Raw genomic sequence first — 21,405 nt, forward strand, 5'->3', positions numbered from 1 at the left:
TACCATGCGCATAACGCCTTTTCGCATCTGAATTATTGCCGCACCCGCCACATCCTCATCCGAGACCGGCGCGAAGCAATACCTCGAGACAGTTCAGCAGGATTCCTCCGCTTCGAACAGCGCGAGGAACTTGGGCCTCCAGACATACCGGGTCGAGACAAGCACAAGGCCGGCGGCGGTGAGCACAGCACCGACCGGAGCTGCGATCGGCGCCACAAACAGCAGCACGACATAGACCACGGCAAGTACAGCGAGCGCGAACAGCAGCTTCTGATGAGCGTTCATGACATTATCTCCATTGACGTTGCAGGTGTTGCTTGAATGATCACGTATTTAGTTCGATGATTTAACCATATAGCATGATTGCAATCAACGCAAGCCGAAACGCCCTGCCGTCCACCCGTATAATCCGGCAGACGGCAGTGAATCATTCGGCTATCATCAGCGGCTGCAAATGACCCGGGCGCCTGCAAGGCATCCCACGAATCCTCCCGCCCACTCTGTACTTAGGAAACGCGCATCGCATTGTCCCAGCAGGCGAGCCTTCGAACCATCGGCATGGATGATCATCGCCACATCTCGATCAGCATTGTCGACGTCCGCAGCCGATACCCGACTGGCGAGAAATTGCAGACAGTTATTCCGCAAACGCACACCGAACCATTCTCCTGGTTCGGCATGTCCCAAATCCAACAGGGATTCTTCGCCCCGATCAACAATGGATGCCTGCAGCCGGTCATCAACAAGTCTCATCGTCACGGCATGCGTAGAATCCTGATGCAGCATCAGCTCATGCCCCGGGCGAACCATAACCGCATAGTCCAGTGAATCCACGCGCATGAACCGATAGCCGTCACGTCCGCGGACGCTGACCGAGCGATTGTCTTCCGAACCGATACGTTCAGCGCAGATGTACGAGCCACGAGCATCATCCGTGGTTTTCCCCCTCCCCTGCACAAGAGAGTCCACGGCATGCAGCGAACCGTCGTCGTCCACAGTAACGAAGATTACGTCCGGTAGACGTCCTAGACCGGGAGCGACCACCGGCCAACCGGGATCCGCAGCATCGTCCTGCTTGGTGGGGCCATTGCCCTCCAGCTTCCATGAAACAGGGTTACGCTCCCAAACAACCGGCGCGACGAATGTCTCCCTGCCCAGATAGCTGAATAACTCCCCTTGCTCAGCCCCGGGCGTTTCACGCACACCAAGGCAAGCGAGCAACCAGCCAGCCTGAGGATGGCACAGCAGATCGGCATGGCCCACACACTGAATCAGTTCGTCATTGCCCAGATGACGATGCGTAAGTATCGGATTCTTCTTGCACGCTTCGAACAGGCGATCATATTGCCCCACGACGCTGTGTTCGGTTTCGCGCGCCGGCTCGATCCATGTATCGCGAGCGGCAAGCTCACGCTCGAACCCATGAAGCGCCGCCGCAAATCCACGGGGCGCATAGGTGCGCATCATCATCTCGCTATGCTCGAAACTCGTGCCACCTTCGGCGGTCATCAGATACAGCCATTCACCCAAACGATACAGATGCGGCCCTTCAGCCCATACCGCGTTGACGCCATATCCACGCCAGATCACGGTTTTATGGCCTTGCAGCATCCATGTGTCTGGGTCGATGGGTTGCGTCCAAACCTCGGTTTGCCCCTCCCACTGCGGCTTGACCGCCGGACGGGTCTGTGTCCACCAGACCGTGCCATCACTGTCTTCGAAGATATCCGGGTCGATGCCTTCCGCACCCGCAACCCAATACGGGCCATGCCATGGGCCCTCCAACGCATCCGACGTAATCACGAAATTGCCTTGCGCGGCACGGCACTGTTCGATGTCTTCCGGCGCACATCCGGCGGCAAGCGCCTTCGGCTCGTTCACACGCGCCACAGTGCAAACAATCGCATATCGCTTGCCGATGCGCCGAATGGTCGGCGCGTACAGGCCACCGGAATCCTCGACCCCGTCGATCAGCAGCCGATGGGCCATCGCAGCATCCACCGCATCGCCAACATGTTCCCAAGACACCAGGTCCCGCGTCACATGAATAGGCAGCCCCGGCGTCAGCTCGAATGACGAGTTGACCAGCACGATTTCACCACGCATGTCATCCCATATCCATGAGGGATCCGGATACATGCCCCGCAGCACCGGATTGGCTGCTATGCGCGGGCGCACGTCTGAAGACAATGATTGAAATGTTTCGTTATGCATACAGATAGAACCTTTCTCTCATATCGACGTATGCGATGCTCTGTTCTCGTTTACAGCAATTCAGGTGTTGCTTCCGGCCCAAAGAAACGAAAAGCGCTGAAGGCGGCCGAACCGCCGCATTCCTCGGTCGGCAGCAGAAACAGACCTATTCGACAGCCGATGAAGTAGTCCAGCGTGTAATACAGGGGGTGTATGCCGCCCAGACGCGTCCAGCATGGAATTGGTGATGCGGGATCCAAATACTCGAAAGCGACCTTGTCTTTCTTGTCGGTGAAGTCATAAATGGCTTTCAACACCACTGAAGAACCACGTAATTCCGCCGCATCATATTCGGTAGCGGGGCTGTCGTAATCACCATCGCCCCAGATGGACTCATCCGTACGAGGTTTGCCCTGCACACTCACTCTGAATACGCCGTCGCTGGCTTTGGTCACTGCAATGAACCGGTAATACCCCTGCACTGCCGCCAAACCTGCGAAGTCACCGGTCTTCAGCATGGAGGCGTCGACTGCAACCTCCGCCATGCACCGTGGACCGACTGTACGCTGTGTCAACGTATTCCAGGCATGGCTGAAACTCTGAGTCACTGTGCCGCCGCGCAATAGCAATGAGCCAGGTTGATCAGTAACCGACCAAGCGTCACGATGAGGATTGTGGTTGAACTGCCAGAACGGCTTCAGCATACCGGACGAGACTTCACCATCCGCATTGGAGTCATAGAGGAAATCATCATCGCCGTTCAGCGGCTCATAGCATCGTTCCGCATCATTGGTTGGCGTATGTATTTCAAACGGAACTTTTCCGTTGATGCCAAGTACTGGAAAACCATCCTTTCCAAACCGCATCGGCATGATCGTAGGCACTCTGCCGACCGCTCCCCGATCATGCATCATGAAGGCATACCATTGGCCGTCCGGCGTATCGACCATGCCGCCCTGAGCATCGCCCAGACCGTGGAATCCAAGATCGTCATCAAGGATCTCCCGTGATACAAACCGCCCGTCCAAAGCATCAGACATCAGACACACTTCGGTTTTGCGGTGCCCCCGTCTGTAATGGCAGGTCCATACGTAGTAACGGCCTCCATGCTTGTAGATGTGGCTCCCTTCATAACCAAGATCGGATTCGGGATCGTCCTGTGCGATGACCCGATTGAGCCCTCCTGGCTTTGGCCGGCTCAGATCCGGCTCCAATTCCGTCAGATGCAGCTGCATATTGCCGTAGACGATATATACGCGGCCATCGTCGTCGTACAACACGCTGTTGTCATGGTAGAAGCCTTCAATCACGCGCTTCGACCATGGGCCTGCCGGATCGGCGGCTTCCAGCACATATGTCTTCTGCGTATCGTTGGCGGTGAACACAATGGAGAACGTCCCATCGTGATAACGCAACGAAGGCGCCCACATTCCGCAGCCGTACGCGTTACGCCCAGGCTCCTCCAGTCGTTCGGCAGCGGTGCTTTCAAGTTCGTCATAGGCATGCGCCACAAATTCCCAATGAATCAGATCAAAGGACCGAAGAATGTCGCACCCAGGCATAAGGAACATCGTGGTGGACGCCATGTAGTAGACGTCATTGACCCGAATAATGTCAGGATCCGGGAAATCACTGTATATGACCGGATTACGGCCGGCAATACCAGTCGCCGCGATGGTCCCTTTGGCGCCGCTCATATCCGCTCCCCGACACCATTCGAACCGATAGACGCCACTCAACGCCAGAACGGCAAAGGCATAGAGGAAATTGTCATAGTAACGACGATGTCCCACACGCATAGGCGTGTTCCACAACATATGAACCCAGACCCGCGCATTGGCCACAGCATCCGGTTCCGCCGAATGCATCGCCGCCAAAGACCCCTGGGCCGTAGCGGCAAGGAACCCGACCGGGTGCAGCACCCGCTCATCAATCGGAGTGCCATCCACCGCATATGCGCACGTACGATCGTGAGTCAGGAAGAAACGCTGCAATGCGGCAACACGATCGCACAGTATCGGATCGGTGACGCCATTCCAGCTTGCATCCAGACCGATATTGGCTGCGGTCCGGTAGGCATCCGAAAAGAACCAATCATGCCGCCCGAATCGTGCTTCGGTATGCGGCGTGCCATCATAGAGCGCATATTCAGGATTCATGCCGGTCCGGGCGTCACACGCCGCCTCCAGATATGCGCGACTTGCGGAAGCCGCCTCATGCCAGAATTCACGATCCTGTTCATCTGCATGCGCAGCGAATACTTCATAGAAATGTGGCAGATGATATGACGGATCACTCCATTCGGTTTCGGGAATGAACTTGATGAGCTTGTTGCCGGCATTCCACATCGGTTCGCCGGATTCGTCACGCCCTTTGTGCACGCAATAGTGCAATAGCTCACGAGCGCAGGCGGCGTAATCATAGATGCCATCACGGCTACCCCAACGGCGGTCGGCAAGGAACAGATCCATTGCGAAGTATTCCTCGCCATCCGGCGCCGGACCGTCCGCACGCTCGGAACCATCCGGCCGCACCGACCAGGAGAAGTAATGGGCGTGATGTCCGTCGGCCATGTACATGTACTTCATGACCCAGCCCCATAAACGGTCGAACACATCCTGTCGGTCGTATTGCACAGCGAGCATCATCGCATAGCTCATGCCTTCGGTGCGTACATCATTGTTGCCGGTGTCCATCACATAACCGAGGCCATCATCTGTCTGCCAATAGAATTTGTTCGGCCCCTCGAAAATCTCATGCCAGACCTGCGCCACACGCGCGTCGATCTGGCTGCGAGAGTATCCGCATGTGGCGAACAGCGACTGCACCGCACCGTTGGTAGTCATCACGATCTCCTTACCGTAACTTCCTTGTTGTTCTTATTGTTCCTCACAGGATTGCCGCGGCCACCCTGCGGCAAGGTCGCGCAAACGCAATCGGAACGGTGCCACCAAGACGCCATATTCATTGCAGAGCAACCCGTCATCCGGATTGTTGCGCCACGCATAGCGCAATTCATCAGGCGTGCGACTCGGCATCGACAAGGTTACTTGACTGCCTTCTATTGTTGCGTTTGCCGACACAGTACCGCCATCGGACCAGACAAAGGTGAATTCTCCGGGTTCGTGTCCGTCAATGGTGGATATGCGGCTGGGTGCCGATTCCGCAGCAGTAGCAGCAGCGACCCTGTTCGAGGCAATCGGACAATCCCCGAAAGTAAGCACCATGGACCCATCTGATGCCTTGGCTTCGGCCAGTCGAGGCTGCCTGACCGACAACGGTTCGCCGTACACCAGTTGCCGAGCCGCTTGGAAGAGACGCTCTGCAATCGGTTTTTTGTGCGCCGGATGCAGGTCATTCCAATCGCCGGCATCAAGAGTGACGACAGTGGCCGCGTCAGGCACCATTTGGGAAACCTCCCACTGCGCCTCGCGCACTACCGGCCAGCCACCATCCTCTCCAACACAGTCGATGGCAAAGTTCGGTAGCTGGACGATCAGGAACGGCAAACGCTCCTGATTCCACCCGACCCGCCACATCCCAATCATGGAGGCGAGCATATCCCGATAGAGATCCGCCCAATCACCGGTGTTCGACTCGCCTTGGTACCACAGCACCGCACGGATACGGTACGGCAGGCATGGGGCAAGCATGGCATTGTACAATCCGACCGGCTTCCATCGGACAAAATCCTCCCACGGACAATCCTGATCCGCCTCGTGAAGCACGGCATAGCGCCATCTGCCGCCAAGATCATGCACATCATCGCCAATGGCCATGGTCATGGCCTTTCCGGGCGTCACACGGCCGGCATCATGCTCGCATACAAGTCTGATGAGCAGTTCATTGCGGCCTTCTCGCAGTACGCCGGCTGGAATGCTGTAATCGCGGGGCTCATACTGGTTCGTCCGCCCGCCCAGCAGCTGGCCGTTCAGCCACGTGTGTTCGGCGTCGGACATGGTGCCCAGTTGCAACGACGCCGGCTGTCCATCCGCAGAGGCCGGAAGATATATGGTTTTTCGCAATTCGAGTTCACCACGGAAGCCCGCTAGGCCTTGATCCGAGAAGAAGTTCGGCAATGACATCGAACGCCACTGCAGGAGCTTCGGATCCGTATCAACGCTCGTGTCATGCTGCCAATCCCATTGACCCAACGGCAGCCAGCTTCCTGTCTGGGGCGCCTGGTCATATCCAAGCTGCCGATACCAATGGTCCCGAGCCGCTATGCTCTTGCGGCTGCGCGCTTCGGCAACGCCTTTCCCCATATATGGCTGCAGCGTCTGCAGTATTTCCGGGAAATCCTGCAACGACTCTGCGCTCATCCACGATTCAATGGGAGACCCTCCCAAGGAGACGTTCAATAGTCCCACCGGAACACCGAGATGCTCTCGTAGCATGCGGCCGAAGAAATAACCGATCGCACTGAAGCCAGGCAGACCTTGTTCATCGCATACCGACCAAGCCGCCTGCTCATGATCTTGCCGAGGCCCCTCGAAATCGTACCGGGGAGCGACCTTGTATTGCCGTAGCAGAGCATCAGGTTCACGTTTGAATTCGCCGGGATATTCCGCTTTCACCCATGCCATGGGAAGTTCCATGTTGGACTGACCGGCGCACAGGTAGACCTCACCCACATAGACTTCACGGTCCATGCGCTCGGAATCCTCAGCCTGCACGGAGAGCGTATATGGGCCGCCGCTAGTCAACGGGTCCAATTCCACGGACCAGGAGCCATGTCGGTCTGCCGTCCCGGCAACGGTTTGACCTTGCAATCCAACCGATACGCGGCATCCGGGCTCCGCCCACCCCCATATGGCGACCGGCATGGACGATTGCAGTACGCAACCGTCATCCAACAGCTTTGGCAATCGCAGCATATGTCTTTCCTTCCGTACGAAGAGACCGGCGAGCGGCGTGTTTGTGCGTCATGCAATCCGTCGGCTGCGGCCATCTGCCGCACAGTGTGCGCGAGCAGACGGCCGCAGTCAATCGAATCAATTCCGGATACTCAACTGTTTCACAGCGAATGCCTACGCAAGGCAGTCAGCGCACCGGCAACGGCGAGCAGCGCAATCGCACCCGCCAGCAATGGCAGCACACTGGAACCGGTGTCGGCGATGGACACGCCATCCTGCTTGGCGGCGGTGTTGGAATGTTTGTTGTCCGCATCGCCGGCATTGTTATCGCCGGCATCTTCCTTGCCGTCATCAGGGTTGACTGGCTGCGTCTGCTTCTCGGTGACAAGACGGGCGACACCCCAATCTTCGGCGGTCTTGTAGCCGTCGCTCTTGAGATTGGCCCAGTTGAGAGTGCCCACTCGGGCGCCGTCCTTGGCATCGTTGATCTGGAAATCAAGACCCTGGAAGGTTCCCGCATGGTCGCCTTCGCCCAGGTCAATGGCCATTTCGACCGAATAGCCACCATCCACGATCTTCGCACCATAAGCGACCCTTGCGGCTTGCACATCCGTTGCGGCGCCGGAGCCGAAGGAGAGTTCCTTGCCGTCCGCGGAGACACGAATCTGCTGGATGTCATCGGTGTATGCCGTGCCCTTGGTATTGCCACGGTCGATGAACACTTCGACGGAGTCCTTCTCCCACGGGTTGCTGTTGGTCAGGCTCACATTCGGATCCTTGACCTGCACCAGCGCATAGAGCTTGTTGCCTTTCCACAGTGTTTTGGCAGTGGCCTGGGCTTCTACCTGACCGACACCTGAGGTGACCGCGTCCAGCGATACCTCATTCGCCTGCTGCCACACGGCATCCGTACCATCACCGTCAACAACCGGCGCTTGCGCATCCGCCGGCACCGCATTGGTCTCGGTGTAGTACAGCTGCTGAATCAGCGACATGGTGCCCTTGACGTTACCTGCATTCCACCCATTGGTCTCATTGGTGGCGGCATCAGTGGCTTGCACATTGGCGTCGATGGTCGTGTTTTCGGCAGTGGCCGCAGGTACGGTCACCACGGTCTGATATCCAGTGCCGTCAGCACGCTCGACGACAGCAGCAGTGGCACCGTTGTCGGCCTTGCTGGTAAGACGGTCGACCACATATCGCGCATCGCCGACCGTAATGGTCACGGCATCGCCTTCGGATCTGGTCGCGTCGTTGATATCCGCATAAGTGGTCAAAGTGCCGTCATTCCAGTACGACAGGAACTTGCCGGTCACCGCGCCCTCGCTCTTGGAGAACGGTACCGAAGGAAGCTTCGACCAGATGGAGGCCGATCCTGCCGTGGTGCCATCGGAAGGCAGCGCCGCATCCACAGTGGCTTCGGCGGATTTGAACACATTCATCGTCTTGATGGTCTCAGGCAGATTGTCCTTGTCGCCAATGAAACCGGTGTAGGCCGGCTTGGCCCGATACTCGTCGTTGAACAGCAACGGCGCGCCTTCGGAGTTTCGCCATGACCTGCCATCATTGACGCCCCACACGCTCACCGAGAAGAACTGGTGATGCTTCTCCTGTTGCTCTTTGATGATCTGGTTCATCTTGTAGTAGAACTGGCCTTGCTCAACCAGTTTGGCCTGTGTGACGGGAGTGCCGGTGGCAACATCCAGCTCGGTGATGGCCTGCTTCTTGCCGAAAGCGCTCATGGTCTCAAAAGCGTTCTCCACATTGGCCGTGCTGGTGGTCAATTGGATGTGCATCTGATGACCGATGCCGTCGAAAGGCACGTTGCGCTCGACCAGTCGTTTGATCAATGACTGATAACGTCCCAGCTTGCCGGCGCTGTCGGTGTTGTAGTCGTTGATGAACAGCGTCACCGGATGGGTTACGCCAGGTTCGGCGTATTCGCCGTTCAGGTACTGGTTGGCGTATTCGAATGATTTGTCGATGTAATCCTCGCCGGTGATTTGGTACCACAGCGAGTTACGCATGCCGTTGGTTTCCGGACTATCACCGTCATTGATGGTCTCGTTCACCACGTCGAATGCCTTGATCGGATTCGTGTCACTGCCGAATTTGCCGAACTCGTCAGTGATGGCCTTCGCGACATTTTCGATGTGCACACGCTCACGCTCCAGCATCTGGTCCTTGCTGGCCAACGCGCAGCCTTCGATAACGCCCGCAGTCGGATTCTGATCCTCGCAGTTCTCGTCAGCCTGGAAGAACCAATCCGGTGTCTGACTGTGCCAAGCCAACACGTGACCATATACCGCCAGACCGTTGTCCGCAGCGAAATGAAGCAGCGTCTTCGCGTTTTCGGGCATGCTGAACTCGTGAGCATCGTTGTACCAGTATTCAGGCTTCATATCGTTTTCCGCCGTAATCTGGTTGAAGTTCTTCAGCACGACCTGTTTGGCCGCATCATTGCCGACCTCACGGGTATCGATGGCCACGCCGGCATTCATACCGAGCGCGCCATAGGCGTCCTTGATCGAACTTGGAGTCTCGAACACCGCCGTCGGCTCTTGTGCATAGACGCTGGGAGCAAGTGCGCCACCCATCAGCAACAACGCCGTGGATGCGGCGATCGCAATGCGGGACCATCGTCGCATCCCACCATTCCGATACTCTTGACTGTGCTCCATGCTTGTCTCCTTTCATTTTGGCAACATGGATGCGTTGTTCCGGCTCCATCGGAACAACGCTTGGAGTCATGCCCCACGCACGGCTCCAAGCTTGCGGATTCCATAGGAATCCTTTTATTCGGCTTCGGTCTCCCGGTAATCGAAGTAATCGAATACGGCCTCCTTGCCATAGCCGGCGAGATCCACTGCGGCAAGGCCCACAAAGGCACCGGTGAAGAAGCCTCCATAATGGCTGGCCACATAATCATCGGAAAGCACTGCGGCATCCAGCGTGACCGGAATCTCATGCCAGGATTCTCCGTCGAACGAGTACTCGTAGGTGTAGGTCTTGGTGCGCACCTTGGTACGAAGCCATATGGATTCGACGTCATCCGGTATTGCGATGGCCTTGTCTTTGAGGAATGAGGTATACCCGTCGAAATCGTTCTGGGCGACTTCAATTACCCGCTTGCCGCAGTCCTCGCACCAAGTGACGAATGCCCACGACCAGCAGATATGGTTGTAGAAGTTCACGAGTCCGGCCATTTGCATGTAGTTGTCCGGGGTGAAGGTCACCTTGGTTTCGGCATCAAAGTCGAAGGCCTGCCAACGGCGGCCGATCAGCGAAAGCTCGAACAGGTTGGACAGCGACCCCTGCCCGCGTAAGGTCAGCGCACCGCCGCCCACACGTCCCATGGCGTCAGTAAACGGCACACGCAGAGTGTTCCAATTAGGATCGAGAACATCCGACTCGAACTCATCATGCTGGGAATGGTCTATAGGGGCATCAGTGACGATGGCATCATGCGGCGCTTCGACAAACCGTTCACCGGCATGTCCACCGACCACATATGGCCAACCGTCTTCATCCCATTCGACTTTCTGGATTGAGGTTTCCCGTCCGAGCGTGCACCATCCGCGCACTCCGTGGGACGATTCCGTATCATGTCTCCAAGGACGCCCGCACAGGGAGGCGTAATACCATTCGCCACCGGTGGTCTCCACCAATGCGCCATGTCCTTGCTTCTGCAGGTAAGTGTCAGGCGTATCGAAATTGGAGATGAACGGGTTATGCGGGTCGCCCTCGAAGGACTCGGCATCCAGCGTACGGGAGCGGGCCACGGATTCCTGATGCTCATACTGGGTGCCGCCCTCGGCGCAGAACAGGTAATACCAACCGTTGATCTTGTACAGATGCGGCCCTTCGACAAGTTTCACTGCCGTGCCCTGCCAGATGGTACGAGCCGTCTCCGGTTTCAGACGCATGGTAGCAGTGTCGAATTCGGTCAGCGTGATGCCATCGAACGCATGATGGTATTCGCGGAAATCCCAGGTCTGCTGAACCAGATACTTGCGGCCATCGTCGTCATGGAAGAGGCTGGCGTCGAAGCCCACCCCGTTGATGCGGATCGGTTCGCTCCATGGGCCGTGGATGTCTTCGGCGGTGACCAGATAATTCGCACAATCCTTGAACGCCCCGTTGACGATTTTCACGTTCGAGTAGACCAGCCAGAACCTTCCGTCCGCATATGACAAGTCCGGGGCCCAGACACCTCCACCGGATGGGTTGCCTTTCATGTCCAATTGGGAGACGCGGTTTAGGGGGCTGGGCAGCAGATTCCAATGGACCATGTCCTTGGACTCATGCAGCCTCACGCCCGGCCACCAGTCGAATGTGGAGTTGGCGATGTAATAGGTGTCGCCTACACGGATCATCGAGGGGTCGGCATTGAATCCGGGAAGCACCGGGTTGGAGATTTTCATGTTCTTCTCCTCATTGAAAAGAATCGGCCGTGCCGCGGGAAGGTTCCGAGAAAGGAGGAGGCGCAAAGGAATCACCCCGAAAACAGCTCGGAAGCCGTCCTTCCCGCAGCACAGGTATGGAATGTGATGATTGATGGGCGAAGTGTGATTGCCGGTCACACGATTCAGCCCTTGACCGCTCCGGTCAGACCGCCCACGATCTTCTTCTGGAAGATGGTGAAGCAGATCAAGGCGGGCAGCATGGCAAGCGAGGTGAAGGCCAGCACTCGGGCGGTGTCTACGGAGTGTTCCGAGCTGAACATCTGCACACCGAGCGGCAAAGTGTATTTGCTGTCGCTACTGAGCACGAAGAGCGGGAGCATGTACGAATTCCAGCTGCCGACGAATGTCAGAATGCCTGTGGTCGCCACACCGGGCATGGACAGCGGAATGACCATGCGGGCGAAGAATCCGAGACGCGAGCAGCCATCCAGAAGCGCCGCCTCCTCGAGCTCCATCGGAATGGATTGGAGGAATGGCACCAGAATGATGATGGTCTGCGGCAGACCAAAGGCGATCTGCGGCAGAATGATGCCTGCAAGCGAGTTTGACAGTCCTAGGTTGCGAATCATCAGATACAGCGGAGTGATACCGACCGTCATCGGGAACATCAGGCCTGCGGAGAACAGCGCATACATCAGCGGCGCGTAGCGGAAACGGTATCGGGCGATGACGAAGCTCACCATGATGCCGAGCACTACCACACCTATCATCGTCGAGATGCCGACGATCAGAGAGTTGACCAATTCACCCCAGAAGATGTCGCTGGTGATCACCTCGACGTAGTTGTCGATCACCCAAGGATTCGGCAGTCCGGCAGGATCGTTCGTGATCTGGGAATTGGTGCGGAAACCGCCGAAGATGATATACAGCACCGGAGTGACGCAGATGGCGACCAGAACCAGCGAGAAGAAATACACGGCAGGGTTGCCCCAAGGTGTCTTGGATGAAAGCCGGTATCCGTTCTTGGCGGTGTATTTTGTTGACGTGGAGATTGCAGCTGACATTTCACTTACCTCGTTCACTGTGCGGCCTCAGCAAGACGCTGGGCTTCCTTGGCGCGCTTCGCCGCGCGCTTCTTCGCTTGCTTCTGCTCGGTCAGTGCACCGTCCAGATCACGGCTCAACACGAAGCGCTGATATGTCAAAGCCACAATCAGGGAGATGATGAAGATGATGAGGGCGACTGCGGAACCATAGCCGTAGTTGCCGGCCCCTCGGCCTTCACGCACCATGTAGGTGGCCATGGTGGACACTCCTGCCGTGGTGGATACGTACTGACCCCAGATGATGTAGACCAAATCGAACAGCTGCAGGGAGCCGATCATCGACAAGAACACCCAGATGCGCAGGGTCGGTGCCAGCAGCGGCAGCGTGATGCTCTTCTGCATCTGCCAGAAACCGGCGCCATCCACCCTGGCGGCCTCATACAGCTCCTCGGGGATGGACTGCATGCCGGCGAGCATGAGGATGACGGCAAAACCGATGTATTTCCAGCTGATCAGCAACAGCAGCGTCCAGATTGCGATTTTCGGATCGGCCAGCCAGTCCGGCCCTTCGATGCCGATTTTGCCGAGCAGCTGGTTGACTGCTCCGGTCTTCTGCAGCAGCAGGCTCCAACCAGTGCCGACGATGACTTCGGACACCACATAGGGTACGAAGATGAGGGTGCGGATCAATGCGCGGCCTTTGAATTTCTGGTTGAGCAGCAATGCGAACAGAATCGCCAGCGGCGCTTGGATGACTAAGGAGCCGACGACGATTTCGAAGGTGTGCAGGATGGCCGCTTGGAAGTTGGGATCGCTCAGAGCGGTGACGTAGTTCTGCAACCCGACGAACTTTCCGTTCTTCGAGGGGGTGCCGAAGCCCTTCCACTTATAGAATCCGTAGTACGCGCCCAAAATGATGGGAAGAATCACAAAGGCACAGAACAGGATGATGGCCGGTGCGGAAAGAATGAAGATCTCGATGTTGCGGCGTACCTTGCCGTCGGTGACGCGCTTGCTCCGATGTTTCACGGATACGTTGGTGTTGCTTGTACTCGTCATGCTCTTACTCCACAGATGTTGTTAGCGATTCATCGAATGGCGGCTGCGGAAACGGTGTGACAACCGCATCCGCAGCCAGCCTTGCGATGGTGATCAGCCCTTGGCCGCAGCGTCCTGCATAGCCTTGACGATGTCTTGCGAAGAGCCCTTGCCAGACAGCATGTTGACCACGCCAGAGTTCAAAGCGGTACCGATATTGGTGCCCAGATCGGTGTCCATCCACAGCTGCATGGAAGAGGACTGGTTGAGGAACTCGAGCACCGCCTTGAGGGATTCATCAGTCACGGCTCCGCGGGCTGCGGTCGAGGCGGGGATGGTGGAGAACGCGGTCGCGTACTTCTCCTGATTGTCCTTTTCGGCCATGAAGTTCACGAAGTCGACGGCGATGTCGGGAGCTTCGGGGTTCACCTGGAAGTAGGTGACGCCACCCATCAGAGCACCGTCTTCGCCCTTGCCGCCGTCAACGGAGGGGAAAGCGAAGAAGCCGAGATCGGCCATCGGCTGCTGGTCAGGGGTGAGATCCTTCAGCACGCCCGGCTCCCATGCGCCCATCAGTTCCATAGCGGCCTTGTGGTTTGCCAGCAAGCCGGCGGAGGAGTTGGCGCCCTGCTGGGCCGTGGTGGTCATGTATCCTTCGTTGAAGACATCCATGTCCGCCAATTCCTTCAGATCGTCACCGGCCCGAGTCCAGCACTTGTCGGAGAAGTCCTGCTTTTCTGTGCCCTTGGAGTATACGGACGGCGAGCATTCGCGCAATGCCAGCCAGTAATACCAGTGCGCCGCCGGCCATGCGTCCTTGCCGCCCAGTGCAATCGGCGTGATGCCCGCATCCTTGAGCTTCTGCGCGTCGTCCTTGAGCTCGGAGAAGGTGGTGGGAGCCTCTGTGATTCCCGCCTGCGTGAACAGGTCCTTCGAATACCAGATGCCGCCCGGCTCAACGGAGACCGGAACGCCATAGACCTTGCCGTCAAAAGTGGCTGCGGAAAGGGTGGTCTTCATATCGGTCTTGACGGTATCGGAGATCTTGTCCGTCAAATCCAAGGACTGGCCTGCGTCAATCATCTCCTGGGTCTTCGCGCCGCCAAGAGACATGTACACATCAGGGCCGGATGCAGGATCCTGCATGGCGGTCTGGAGCTTGCCAGCGAAGTCTTCGTTCTGGATGGCCTGGATCTCGATCTTCACGCCCGGGTTCTTCTTTTCGAACGCAGCGGCAAGATCGGCCCAATACTGCTTGCCGTCACCGGACGAGGCATTGTGCCAGAACGTGATGGTCTTATCGTCATTGGCATTGCTTGAAGTGCCGCAGCCAGCCATGCCGATCAGCGTCGCAACGGCCAACGTAGCAGCTGCAATGGTCTTGAACTTCATTGTCGTCTCCTTTGTATGTTCACGCCATTAGACATGTACATTATCGAAAGTTTCGAAGTGTTTTCAGCAGCGGATTTATTGAGCAATGCAAGTAATTACGCGGATTACGCAATAACCAACAGGCCTCGTTCACCATCTGTGCCGTTGACACCTTCTTCAACTCTGTCGAAAACCAACTTTGTATTTTCGATATCTCTATCATAAAACCGACTTAGTTTAATGAGCAAACTAGAGCGGTACGTGTTTACAATCAGAAAAATGGCTTAATATCAACCTTTTTGAAGTATCGAACTACTCAAATACCGAAAATTGACTTTCCGAAAGTTTCGAATATACTATTGCGTAGTACAACGATAAGGGTGATTACCAATGAGCGCTACACCGCAGAAACCAACAGCCGAAAACAAAGTCAAACTTTCGGACATCGCCAAACAGACCGGATATTCCCTGGCCACGGTCTCCAAAGCGCTTAACGGCAAGGCGGACATCTCGGACACCGCACGCAGGACCATCGACAAAGCGCTCAAAGACAGCGGATATGTCCGCAGAATCTCCCCCGAGCGCAAGCAACAGACCATCGAGGTGGTATTCAGGGATTTTGAGACCATCTGGGCCTTGGAGGTGCTCAGAGGCATCATCCGGGAGACCAAGCAGCATGGCATCAACGTAATGGTGGCCGAAAGCGGCGACCGTCAGCATCCCGATTCAGCATGGGCGGAGGGGCTCATCGAGCGTCATCCGATTGGCGCCATCCTCGTGTTTTCCAACCTTACCGAAAAGGAACGCGATCTCTTCAAATCACACAACATCCCATTCGTCGTTTTCGATCCGTCCGGCAGCCCGACATTGGATGACCTCTCCGTGCAGGCGGACAACTGGACAGGAAGCGTCATCGCCACACGTCATCTGCTGGAGCTAGGCCATAAAAGAATCGGCATCATCACCGGACCGGACGAGATGCTATGCTCTCGCGCCAGGTTGGACGGCTATTCCGCGGTGTTGGCCGAACGCGGCATCCCCACATCCCCTGAACTCATCGCAGAGGGGGATTTCACCACGCCCGGCGGCTACGAAGGGGCAATGGCGCTGCTCGAAGACGAACACAACCGCCCCACCGCCATCTTCGCCGGTAGCGATCTGCAGGCCATGGGAGTGTATGAAGCGGCAAGGCAGCTGAAAATCCGCATACCCGAAGACTTGTCCGTCATCGGCTTCGACGACATCCAGACCTCCGCTTATATGGGCCCGGCACTTACCACAGTCCGCCAACCGCTGCAAGACATGGCGTCCACCGCAACCCGGATGATCATCGACACCACTGAAGGCCGCACAATTCAGAAACGTGTGATTCTTTCCACCTCGCTTGTGGTTCGCGACAGCACGCGGCGTCTAACCCACGCCAAGGCATAGCTCCCTGATCATTCGGGCGTACAACGAGAGCCGCTGCCGACAACAGTGTCGGCAGCGGCTCTCGCGGAGGAAGGAAGAAGAAAGGAAGAAATCAGAGAAGATCTTGAGCGGTCATGAATCCACCAGACAGACCCACGACCTATTACCGTTGGTATGTGCGCGGCTCAACGATTGCGACGCGCACATATAAACGATTTTGCTGTCATTATCCTTTGTATGTGCGCACCGCCTTCGTGATGGTGCGCACATACAAAGGAATTCAATTCATAGACGAGTCAGTCGCAGCTCACTCGACTTCGGACAGGGCGTCGATGATGTAGTTGTTGATCGTCGCCTTGACGGACTCGAGGTGATCGGACTTGGTGGCGGCGATGAGCTCGGACTGCGGCTTGTCAAGGCTGTAGGCCTCGAGGTCGGCCAGGGTGACGTTGCCCTCGTCGATGTCCTTGCCGATGCCGGAATCGTAGGAGCTGTAACGCTCGGCCATGAGATCCTGGATGAAGTGATCCTGGTTCATTTTGTCGGCGACCAGCAGGCCTGCGGCGTAGGAATCCATGCCGGCCACGTGGGAGCGGAACAGATCCTCGGCGTAGAAGGAGGTACGACGCGGCTTGGCGTCGAAGTTCAGGCCACCGCGCGGGCCGATGGAGCCGGCCTGCAGGACCTCCCACATCACGGCCACGGTCTCGTAGAGGTCGGTCGGGAACTCATCCATATCCCAGCCGATGAGCTTGTCGCCCTGGTTGGCGTCGAGGGAGCCGAGGAAGCCGGATTCGCGGGCCACGCGGATCTCGTGCTGGTAGGTGTGGCCGGCCAGGTTGGCGTGGTTGCCTTCGAGGTTCAGCTTGAACACGTCGGTCAGGTCGTAGGTGCGCAGGAAGTTGATGGCGGTGGCTGCATCGAAGTCGTACTGGTGCAGCGTCGGCTCCTTCGGCTTCGGCTCGATGAGGAACTGGGCGTCGAAGCCGATCTCCTTGGCGTAGTCGGCGCACATGTGGAAGAACTTGGCGATGTGGTCGGTCTCGCGCTTCATCTCGGTGTTCCACAGGTTCTCATAGCCTTCGCGGCCGCCCCAGAACACGTAGTTCTCGGCACCCAGGCGCTTGCCGATCTCGAGGCTCTTCTTGAGCTGGCCGCCGGCATAGGCGTAGATGTCGGCGAACGGGGAGGTGGCGGCGCCGGACACGAAGCGCGGGTTGGTGAACAGGGAGGAGGTGTTCCACAACAGCTTGACGCCGGTGGCCTTCATGTTCTCCTCGATCTTGTCGACGACCTTGTCGAGGTTGGCGTCGGTCTCGCGCAGGGTGTCGCCTTCAGGGGCGATGTCGCGATCGTGGAAGCAGAAGTACTCGACGCCGAGCTTCTGGAACAGTTCGAAAGCGTAATCGACCTTGGCCAGAGCCTGATCCATCGGATCGGTGTACTTGTAGTACGGACGGTGTGCGGTGCCGGTGCCGAACGGGTCGACGAGCTCCTGGTTGAAGGTGTGCCACCAGGCGACGCCGAAGCGCAGCCAGTCCTTCATCTTCTTGCCGGCGACGACCTTATCGGCGTCGTAGTAGTGGAAGGCGAGGCCCTCCTGAGGTCCCTTTTCGCGACCAACGTACTCAACCTTGTCAACATCCCACAGACCCATTTGGGCGCTCCTTTGCAGTAGTGGTTCAACGGATTACGGGATAAATAATAAAACGAATGAACTATGTTTGTCAAATGATTGAATTAATCTCGCTCCACTCAGCGTGTTGCCTGCATTTCCAACGATTTGGGCATGTCTAGATTACTTACACAACACTCTGCATCAACAAAAATGGCGGACTATCCCCCTCCGATAATCCGCCACACCTCGCAGTAGAGCCTTCCCCGCAACTTATCTCAAATAATCCACCTCAAGCGCTCCACCCAATCAGCAACTGAGGCAATCGGACTTCATAAGACTTTTAACTGCGGGCACGCTCCATAATGGCTCGCAATGTGCCATTCTTACGCGCAAGCTCCATATCTTCCCAATCAAGACCGGTGTCTTTTGCGCGGCCATAGTAGAACCGCACCAATCCCGGGAAATCAGGCCGGTACCCGGTATCTCGGAAACTCTGCGCTATGGCTTCGCCCACCTCCGGCCCATCCGGCTGCCGTGCTTCATAAATAGGAATTGCGCAGAACCGCCATACGCCACGCACACGTGCGATACGGTTGGCAATCATTCCGCCATGAGCACCGTCATATTTCGCCACGGACTCACCACCAAACACCTGGTAACGCCCGCCGTGAATCACATCCTCCAGTACCATTCGGCCTTGTGCCGCATTGGCATCATGGATCCAGAAAATCGACGTGAAATTGGTTTCATCCACTTCGCGCAAATCATGAATCTCACGGTCGCCAATTCGCGGATCAGTCTCATACAGGTATTCGCTCATCGAACGAAAAGGCGATACACCGTCAACGGAATCAGGCTGCAACAGCATGCGCATATTCTCTGATTCATCATCGCTGATGTCACTGCTCACCGCGCAATCATAAGCAAACCAATCCCAGAACATCCATTCAAGAAAGCGCATCAAACCCTCGGAATATGACTTGAATGGATTGAGATTCACTTCGCGATAAAACTTACGCCGCGCTTCGGCATATACGGCAAGACTGCATCGTTTGAATATCTCGGCAATATCTTTGGTATCCAGCATTACCGGAGAATCAGAATCATCAACAGCGGTCATAGTCATGGTCATCAGCCCCTTCAACAACGATGTGGACGGCGGGCTTCGTTGCCCGCCGTGAAGCACACTGTACGAGGCTTGGAACTCTCAATACAAGGACGATTGCCGAATCAGTGGATAAGTGGAAAACCTGCCATCTGCAACATTGCATACTTGTGCATAACTGCATTGCGTAGCAGTGGATAACCCTCTCTTATGCACCATCACATGAAGTAGTTATCCGAGTATCCACCGCCTCATCGGCGTGTTATCCACCGTTTGCCCTCGCTAGATGTTTCAGATGATAACGCCGTTGCAGTGATCGACCTCATGCTGAATAATCTGCGCGGTCCACCCAGTGAATGTGGCGTGATGCGAGCGGAATCGACGGTCTTCAAAATCGACCTCAATACGGCGATACCGCATCGTATGGCGTTCACCGGTTAAGGAGAGGCATCCTTCCTCGGTTTCAAATGCACCATCCGAGGCAGTGATCTTTGGATTGAGCATCACGGTGATGCGTCCGCCGAGCTCATCATCCACAAAAGCGATGATGCGTTTGTTCACGCCGATCATGTTGGCGGCCATACCTACACAACGTGAACGATTAGCTTCCAAAGTGTCCACAAGATCCTGAACGGTTGCCGAGTCATTGAGCCCGGCAGTCTCACCTGGCATACGCAGGAATGAACGTGACGTCATAATCGGTCGTTGCATATCTTGCTCTTTTCTCTACTTTCACTGTTTTCAGGCAGAACTCGACAGAAAACGAAGACGGCCCTGGCGAGCGTATCGCACAGGGCCGTCAGAAGGAATGAGTCGCCAGCGTTATTAGCGCAATGCCAGGTTGGCTGCACCAATCAGACCAGCATCCTGGCCAGCAGTGGCAGCCACAATCTTGGCGTGGCCACGGTAGGCGCTACCTTCCAGGAAGCGCTGGTAGTTGTAGCGAGCCGGCTCAAGCAGAATGTCGCCAACGGCCACCACGCCGCCGCCGATTACGAACAGGTCCGGATCCAGCACAGCGGAGACGGCAGCCATGGTACGGCCAAGCCATTCGCCAATCTTGCCGAATGCATACAGACCCAGCTCATCACCTTCCTGAGCAGCCTGGGAAACCATCGGGCCTTCCAGCTTGGTCACGTCACCGCCGCACAGCTCCAGCAGACGCTTGGCATCCTGCGGGCGACGACGCACAGCGGACTTGGCGAAGTTTTCCAGCGAGGTGCCGGAGGTGTAACGCTCGGCGCAACCGCGCAGACCGCAACCGCAATGATCACCATCCGGAACCATCGGCAGGTGGCCGATTTCCGCTGCCATACCGAAGGAACCACGGTAGAGCTGGCCGTTGATGACGATAGCGCCACCGAGGCCAGTGCCCACCGTCAGAGCCACCATGTTTCGGCTGCCCTGACCGGCACCATGCACGTATTCGCCCCAACCAGCGCAGTTGGCGTCGTTCTCCACAACCACCGGCACAGCGTGATCAATCAGTGCACCGACGTGCTCAGACAGGTTGTAATCAATCCAAGCCGGGATATTTGCGGCGAAGGTCAGCGTCTTACGGTCGGCGCCCACGTTGCCTGCAGCAGAGATGCCGATGGCCTGAATATCAGTGTGGCCAGCAGCAACAGCTTCGTTGTACACATTGGCGATGTGCTGGTTGATAGCATCCGCATCCATCGGCGTGGGAACACGCCAACGCTGAACAATGTTATCGTTTTCATCGCACACAGCAGCGGCGATCTTGGTTCCTCCGATGTCTACGGCCAGTGTAGTCATGACTCGCTCCTTGAGTACAAAATAACTGTTAAGATACCGGAATGATAACGAAAAGCACTGACTTAATTACCACTAGGTACATAATCTGCACCATAGGCAGCATGTTCTGTTGTGCATGCCCAGCACCTTCAGCCTTGCAAAACCAACGGTTGTTAACGCAAACGTTAGCATTCGGTTTTGCACCAGATTCATGACGCAATGGCGTGTCGCGCAGAAGGATAGTTTGCCGCTGCGCTGCCGCACCGAAGGCATCGAAGACACGGCGAACATGAAAGAACAGGAATCAGACAAAAACAAAAAAGCTTCCGAATGATTCGGAAGCTTGGTGGCGACCCCGGCCGGACTTGAACCGGTGACCTCCGCCGTGACAGGGCGGCGCTCTAACCAACTGAGCTACGGGGCCGTTGTGTTTCGCAATGAAGCACGAGTGGATATATTACAGAAGAACGCCCCGTACGCCAACTCTCGGCGTGTCGCGCCATAATCTGCCATTTGCGGCAACAATCACCACTCTGTCCAGACACACCACAACGACATGCCACAATACATGCCTCGACAATATGCTGAATGTATGCTGAATCTCAAAC

General features: G+C 56.6%; 15 protein-coding genes and 1 tRNA gene. 2 read left to right on the top strand and 14 right to left on the bottom strand.

What is annotated here, in order from left to right:
- Nucleotides 1-93: 93 nt before the first annotated feature.
- The 9 genes from AC1AY0_RS02370 to AC1AY0_RS02410 form a co-directional block, all read right to left on the bottom strand.
- Entirely contained in the window at nucleotides 94-285 is a 192-nt protein-coding gene (locus AC1AY0_RS02370; RefSeq protein ID WP_101626160.1) for a hypothetical protein, read from the bottom strand.
- A gap of 156 nt (nucleotides 286-441) precedes the next feature.
- Nucleotides 442-2,214: a glycoside hydrolase family 43 protein gene (locus tag AC1AY0_RS02375; RefSeq protein WP_101626161.1), complete on the bottom strand. Its 1,773-nt coding sequence runs from the start codon at nucleotides 2,212-2,214 to the stop codon at nucleotides 442-444.
- Nucleotides 2,215-2,264: 50 nt separating this feature from the next.
- Nucleotides 2,265-5,039, bottom strand: a complete 2,775-nt coding sequence (locus AC1AY0_RS02380; protein WP_242689588.1) for a glycosyl hydrolase family 8 — start codon at nucleotides 5,037-5,039, stop codon at nucleotides 2,265-2,267.
- Between the two features lie 33 nt (nucleotides 5,040-5,072).
- The gene (locus AC1AY0_RS02385; protein ID WP_101626162.1) at nucleotides 5,073-7,070 is read right to left on the bottom strand and encodes a sialate O-acetylesterase; all 1,998 of its coding nucleotides are present in this window, start codon (nucleotides 7,068-7,070) and stop codon (nucleotides 5,073-5,075) included.
- 140 nt (nucleotides 7,071-7,210) lie between these two features.
- Nucleotides 7,211-9,730, bottom strand: coding sequence for an endo-1,4-beta-xylanase (locus AC1AY0_RS02390; RefSeq protein WP_476525715.1), 2,520 nt, complete (start codon nucleotides 9,728-9,730; stop codon nucleotides 7,211-7,213).
- Between the two features lie 114 nt (nucleotides 9,731-9,844).
- Nucleotides 9,845-11,473 (bottom strand): glycoside hydrolase family 43 protein, encoded by a 1,629-nt coding sequence (locus AC1AY0_RS02395; protein ID WP_476525717.1) that lies wholly within the window; start codon nucleotides 11,471-11,473, stop codon nucleotides 9,845-9,847.
- 164 nt (nucleotides 11,474-11,637) lie between these two features.
- Nucleotides 11,638-12,519 (bottom strand): carbohydrate ABC transporter permease, encoded by an 882-nt coding sequence (locus AC1AY0_RS02400; protein WP_101626189.1) that lies wholly within the window; start codon nucleotides 12,517-12,519, stop codon nucleotides 11,638-11,640.
- A 14-nt stretch (nucleotides 12,520-12,533) separates the two neighbouring features.
- The gene (locus AC1AY0_RS02405; protein WP_101626165.1) at nucleotides 12,534-13,559 is read right to left on the bottom strand and encodes a carbohydrate ABC transporter permease; all 1,026 of its coding nucleotides are present in this window, start codon (nucleotides 13,557-13,559) and stop codon (nucleotides 12,534-12,536) included.
- Between the two features lie 93 nt (nucleotides 13,560-13,652).
- Nucleotides 13,653-14,930, bottom strand: coding sequence for an ABC transporter substrate-binding protein (locus AC1AY0_RS02410; RefSeq protein ID WP_476525718.1), 1,278 nt, complete (start codon nucleotides 14,928-14,930; stop codon nucleotides 13,653-13,655).
- A 369-nt stretch (nucleotides 14,931-15,299) separates the two neighbouring features.
- Between AC1AY0_RS02410 and AC1AY0_RS02415 the strand changes: the two genes are divergently transcribed.
- Complete coding sequence (locus tag AC1AY0_RS02415; RefSeq protein WP_476525720.1) at nucleotides 15,300-16,340, top strand: LacI family DNA-binding transcriptional regulator; 1,041 nt, start codon at nucleotides 15,300-15,302, stop codon at nucleotides 16,338-16,340.
- A gap of 286 nt (nucleotides 16,341-16,626) precedes the next feature.
- Here the strand turns inward: AC1AY0_RS02415 and xylA are convergent, their stop codons facing one another.
- The 4 genes from xylA to AC1AY0_RS02435 form a co-directional block, all read right to left on the bottom strand.
- Nucleotides 16,627-17,976 carry a xylose isomerase gene (xylA, locus tag AC1AY0_RS02420; RefSeq protein ID WP_476525721.1) on the bottom strand — a complete coding sequence of 450 codons (1,350 nt, stop codon included), beginning with the start codon at nucleotides 17,974-17,976 and terminating at the stop codon, nucleotides 16,627-16,629.
- A 301-nt stretch (nucleotides 17,977-18,277) separates the two neighbouring features.
- Nucleotides 18,278-19,069, bottom strand: a complete 792-nt coding sequence (locus tag AC1AY0_RS02425) for a hypothetical protein (RefSeq protein ID WP_476524527.1) — start codon at nucleotides 19,067-19,069, stop codon at nucleotides 18,278-18,280.
- 264 nt (nucleotides 19,070-19,333) lie between these two features.
- Nucleotides 19,334-19,753, bottom strand: a complete 420-nt coding sequence (locus AC1AY0_RS02430) for a peptide deformylase (protein WP_476524525.1) — start codon at nucleotides 19,751-19,753, stop codon at nucleotides 19,334-19,336.
- A gap of 114 nt (nucleotides 19,754-19,867) precedes the next feature.
- Nucleotides 19,868-20,818 carry an ROK family glucokinase gene (locus AC1AY0_RS02435; protein WP_476524523.1) on the bottom strand — a complete coding sequence of 317 codons (951 nt, stop codon included), beginning with the start codon at nucleotides 20,816-20,818 and terminating at the stop codon, nucleotides 19,868-19,870.
- Nucleotides 20,819-21,008: 190 nt separating this feature from the next.
- Between AC1AY0_RS02435 and AC1AY0_RS02440 the strand changes: the two genes are divergently transcribed.
- Nucleotides 21,009-21,131, top strand: a complete 123-nt coding sequence (locus tag AC1AY0_RS02440) for a hypothetical protein (RefSeq protein ID WP_476524521.1) — start codon at nucleotides 21,009-21,011, stop codon at nucleotides 21,129-21,131.
- A 13-nt stretch (nucleotides 21,132-21,144) separates the two neighbouring features.
- Here the strand turns inward: AC1AY0_RS02440 and AC1AY0_RS02445 are convergent.
- Nucleotides 21,145-21,221, bottom strand: a tRNA-Asp gene (locus tag AC1AY0_RS02445).
- Nucleotides 21,222-21,405 lie beyond the last annotated feature (184 nt).

It is taken from the genome of Bifidobacterium sp. LH_416 (assembly GCF_056357055.1).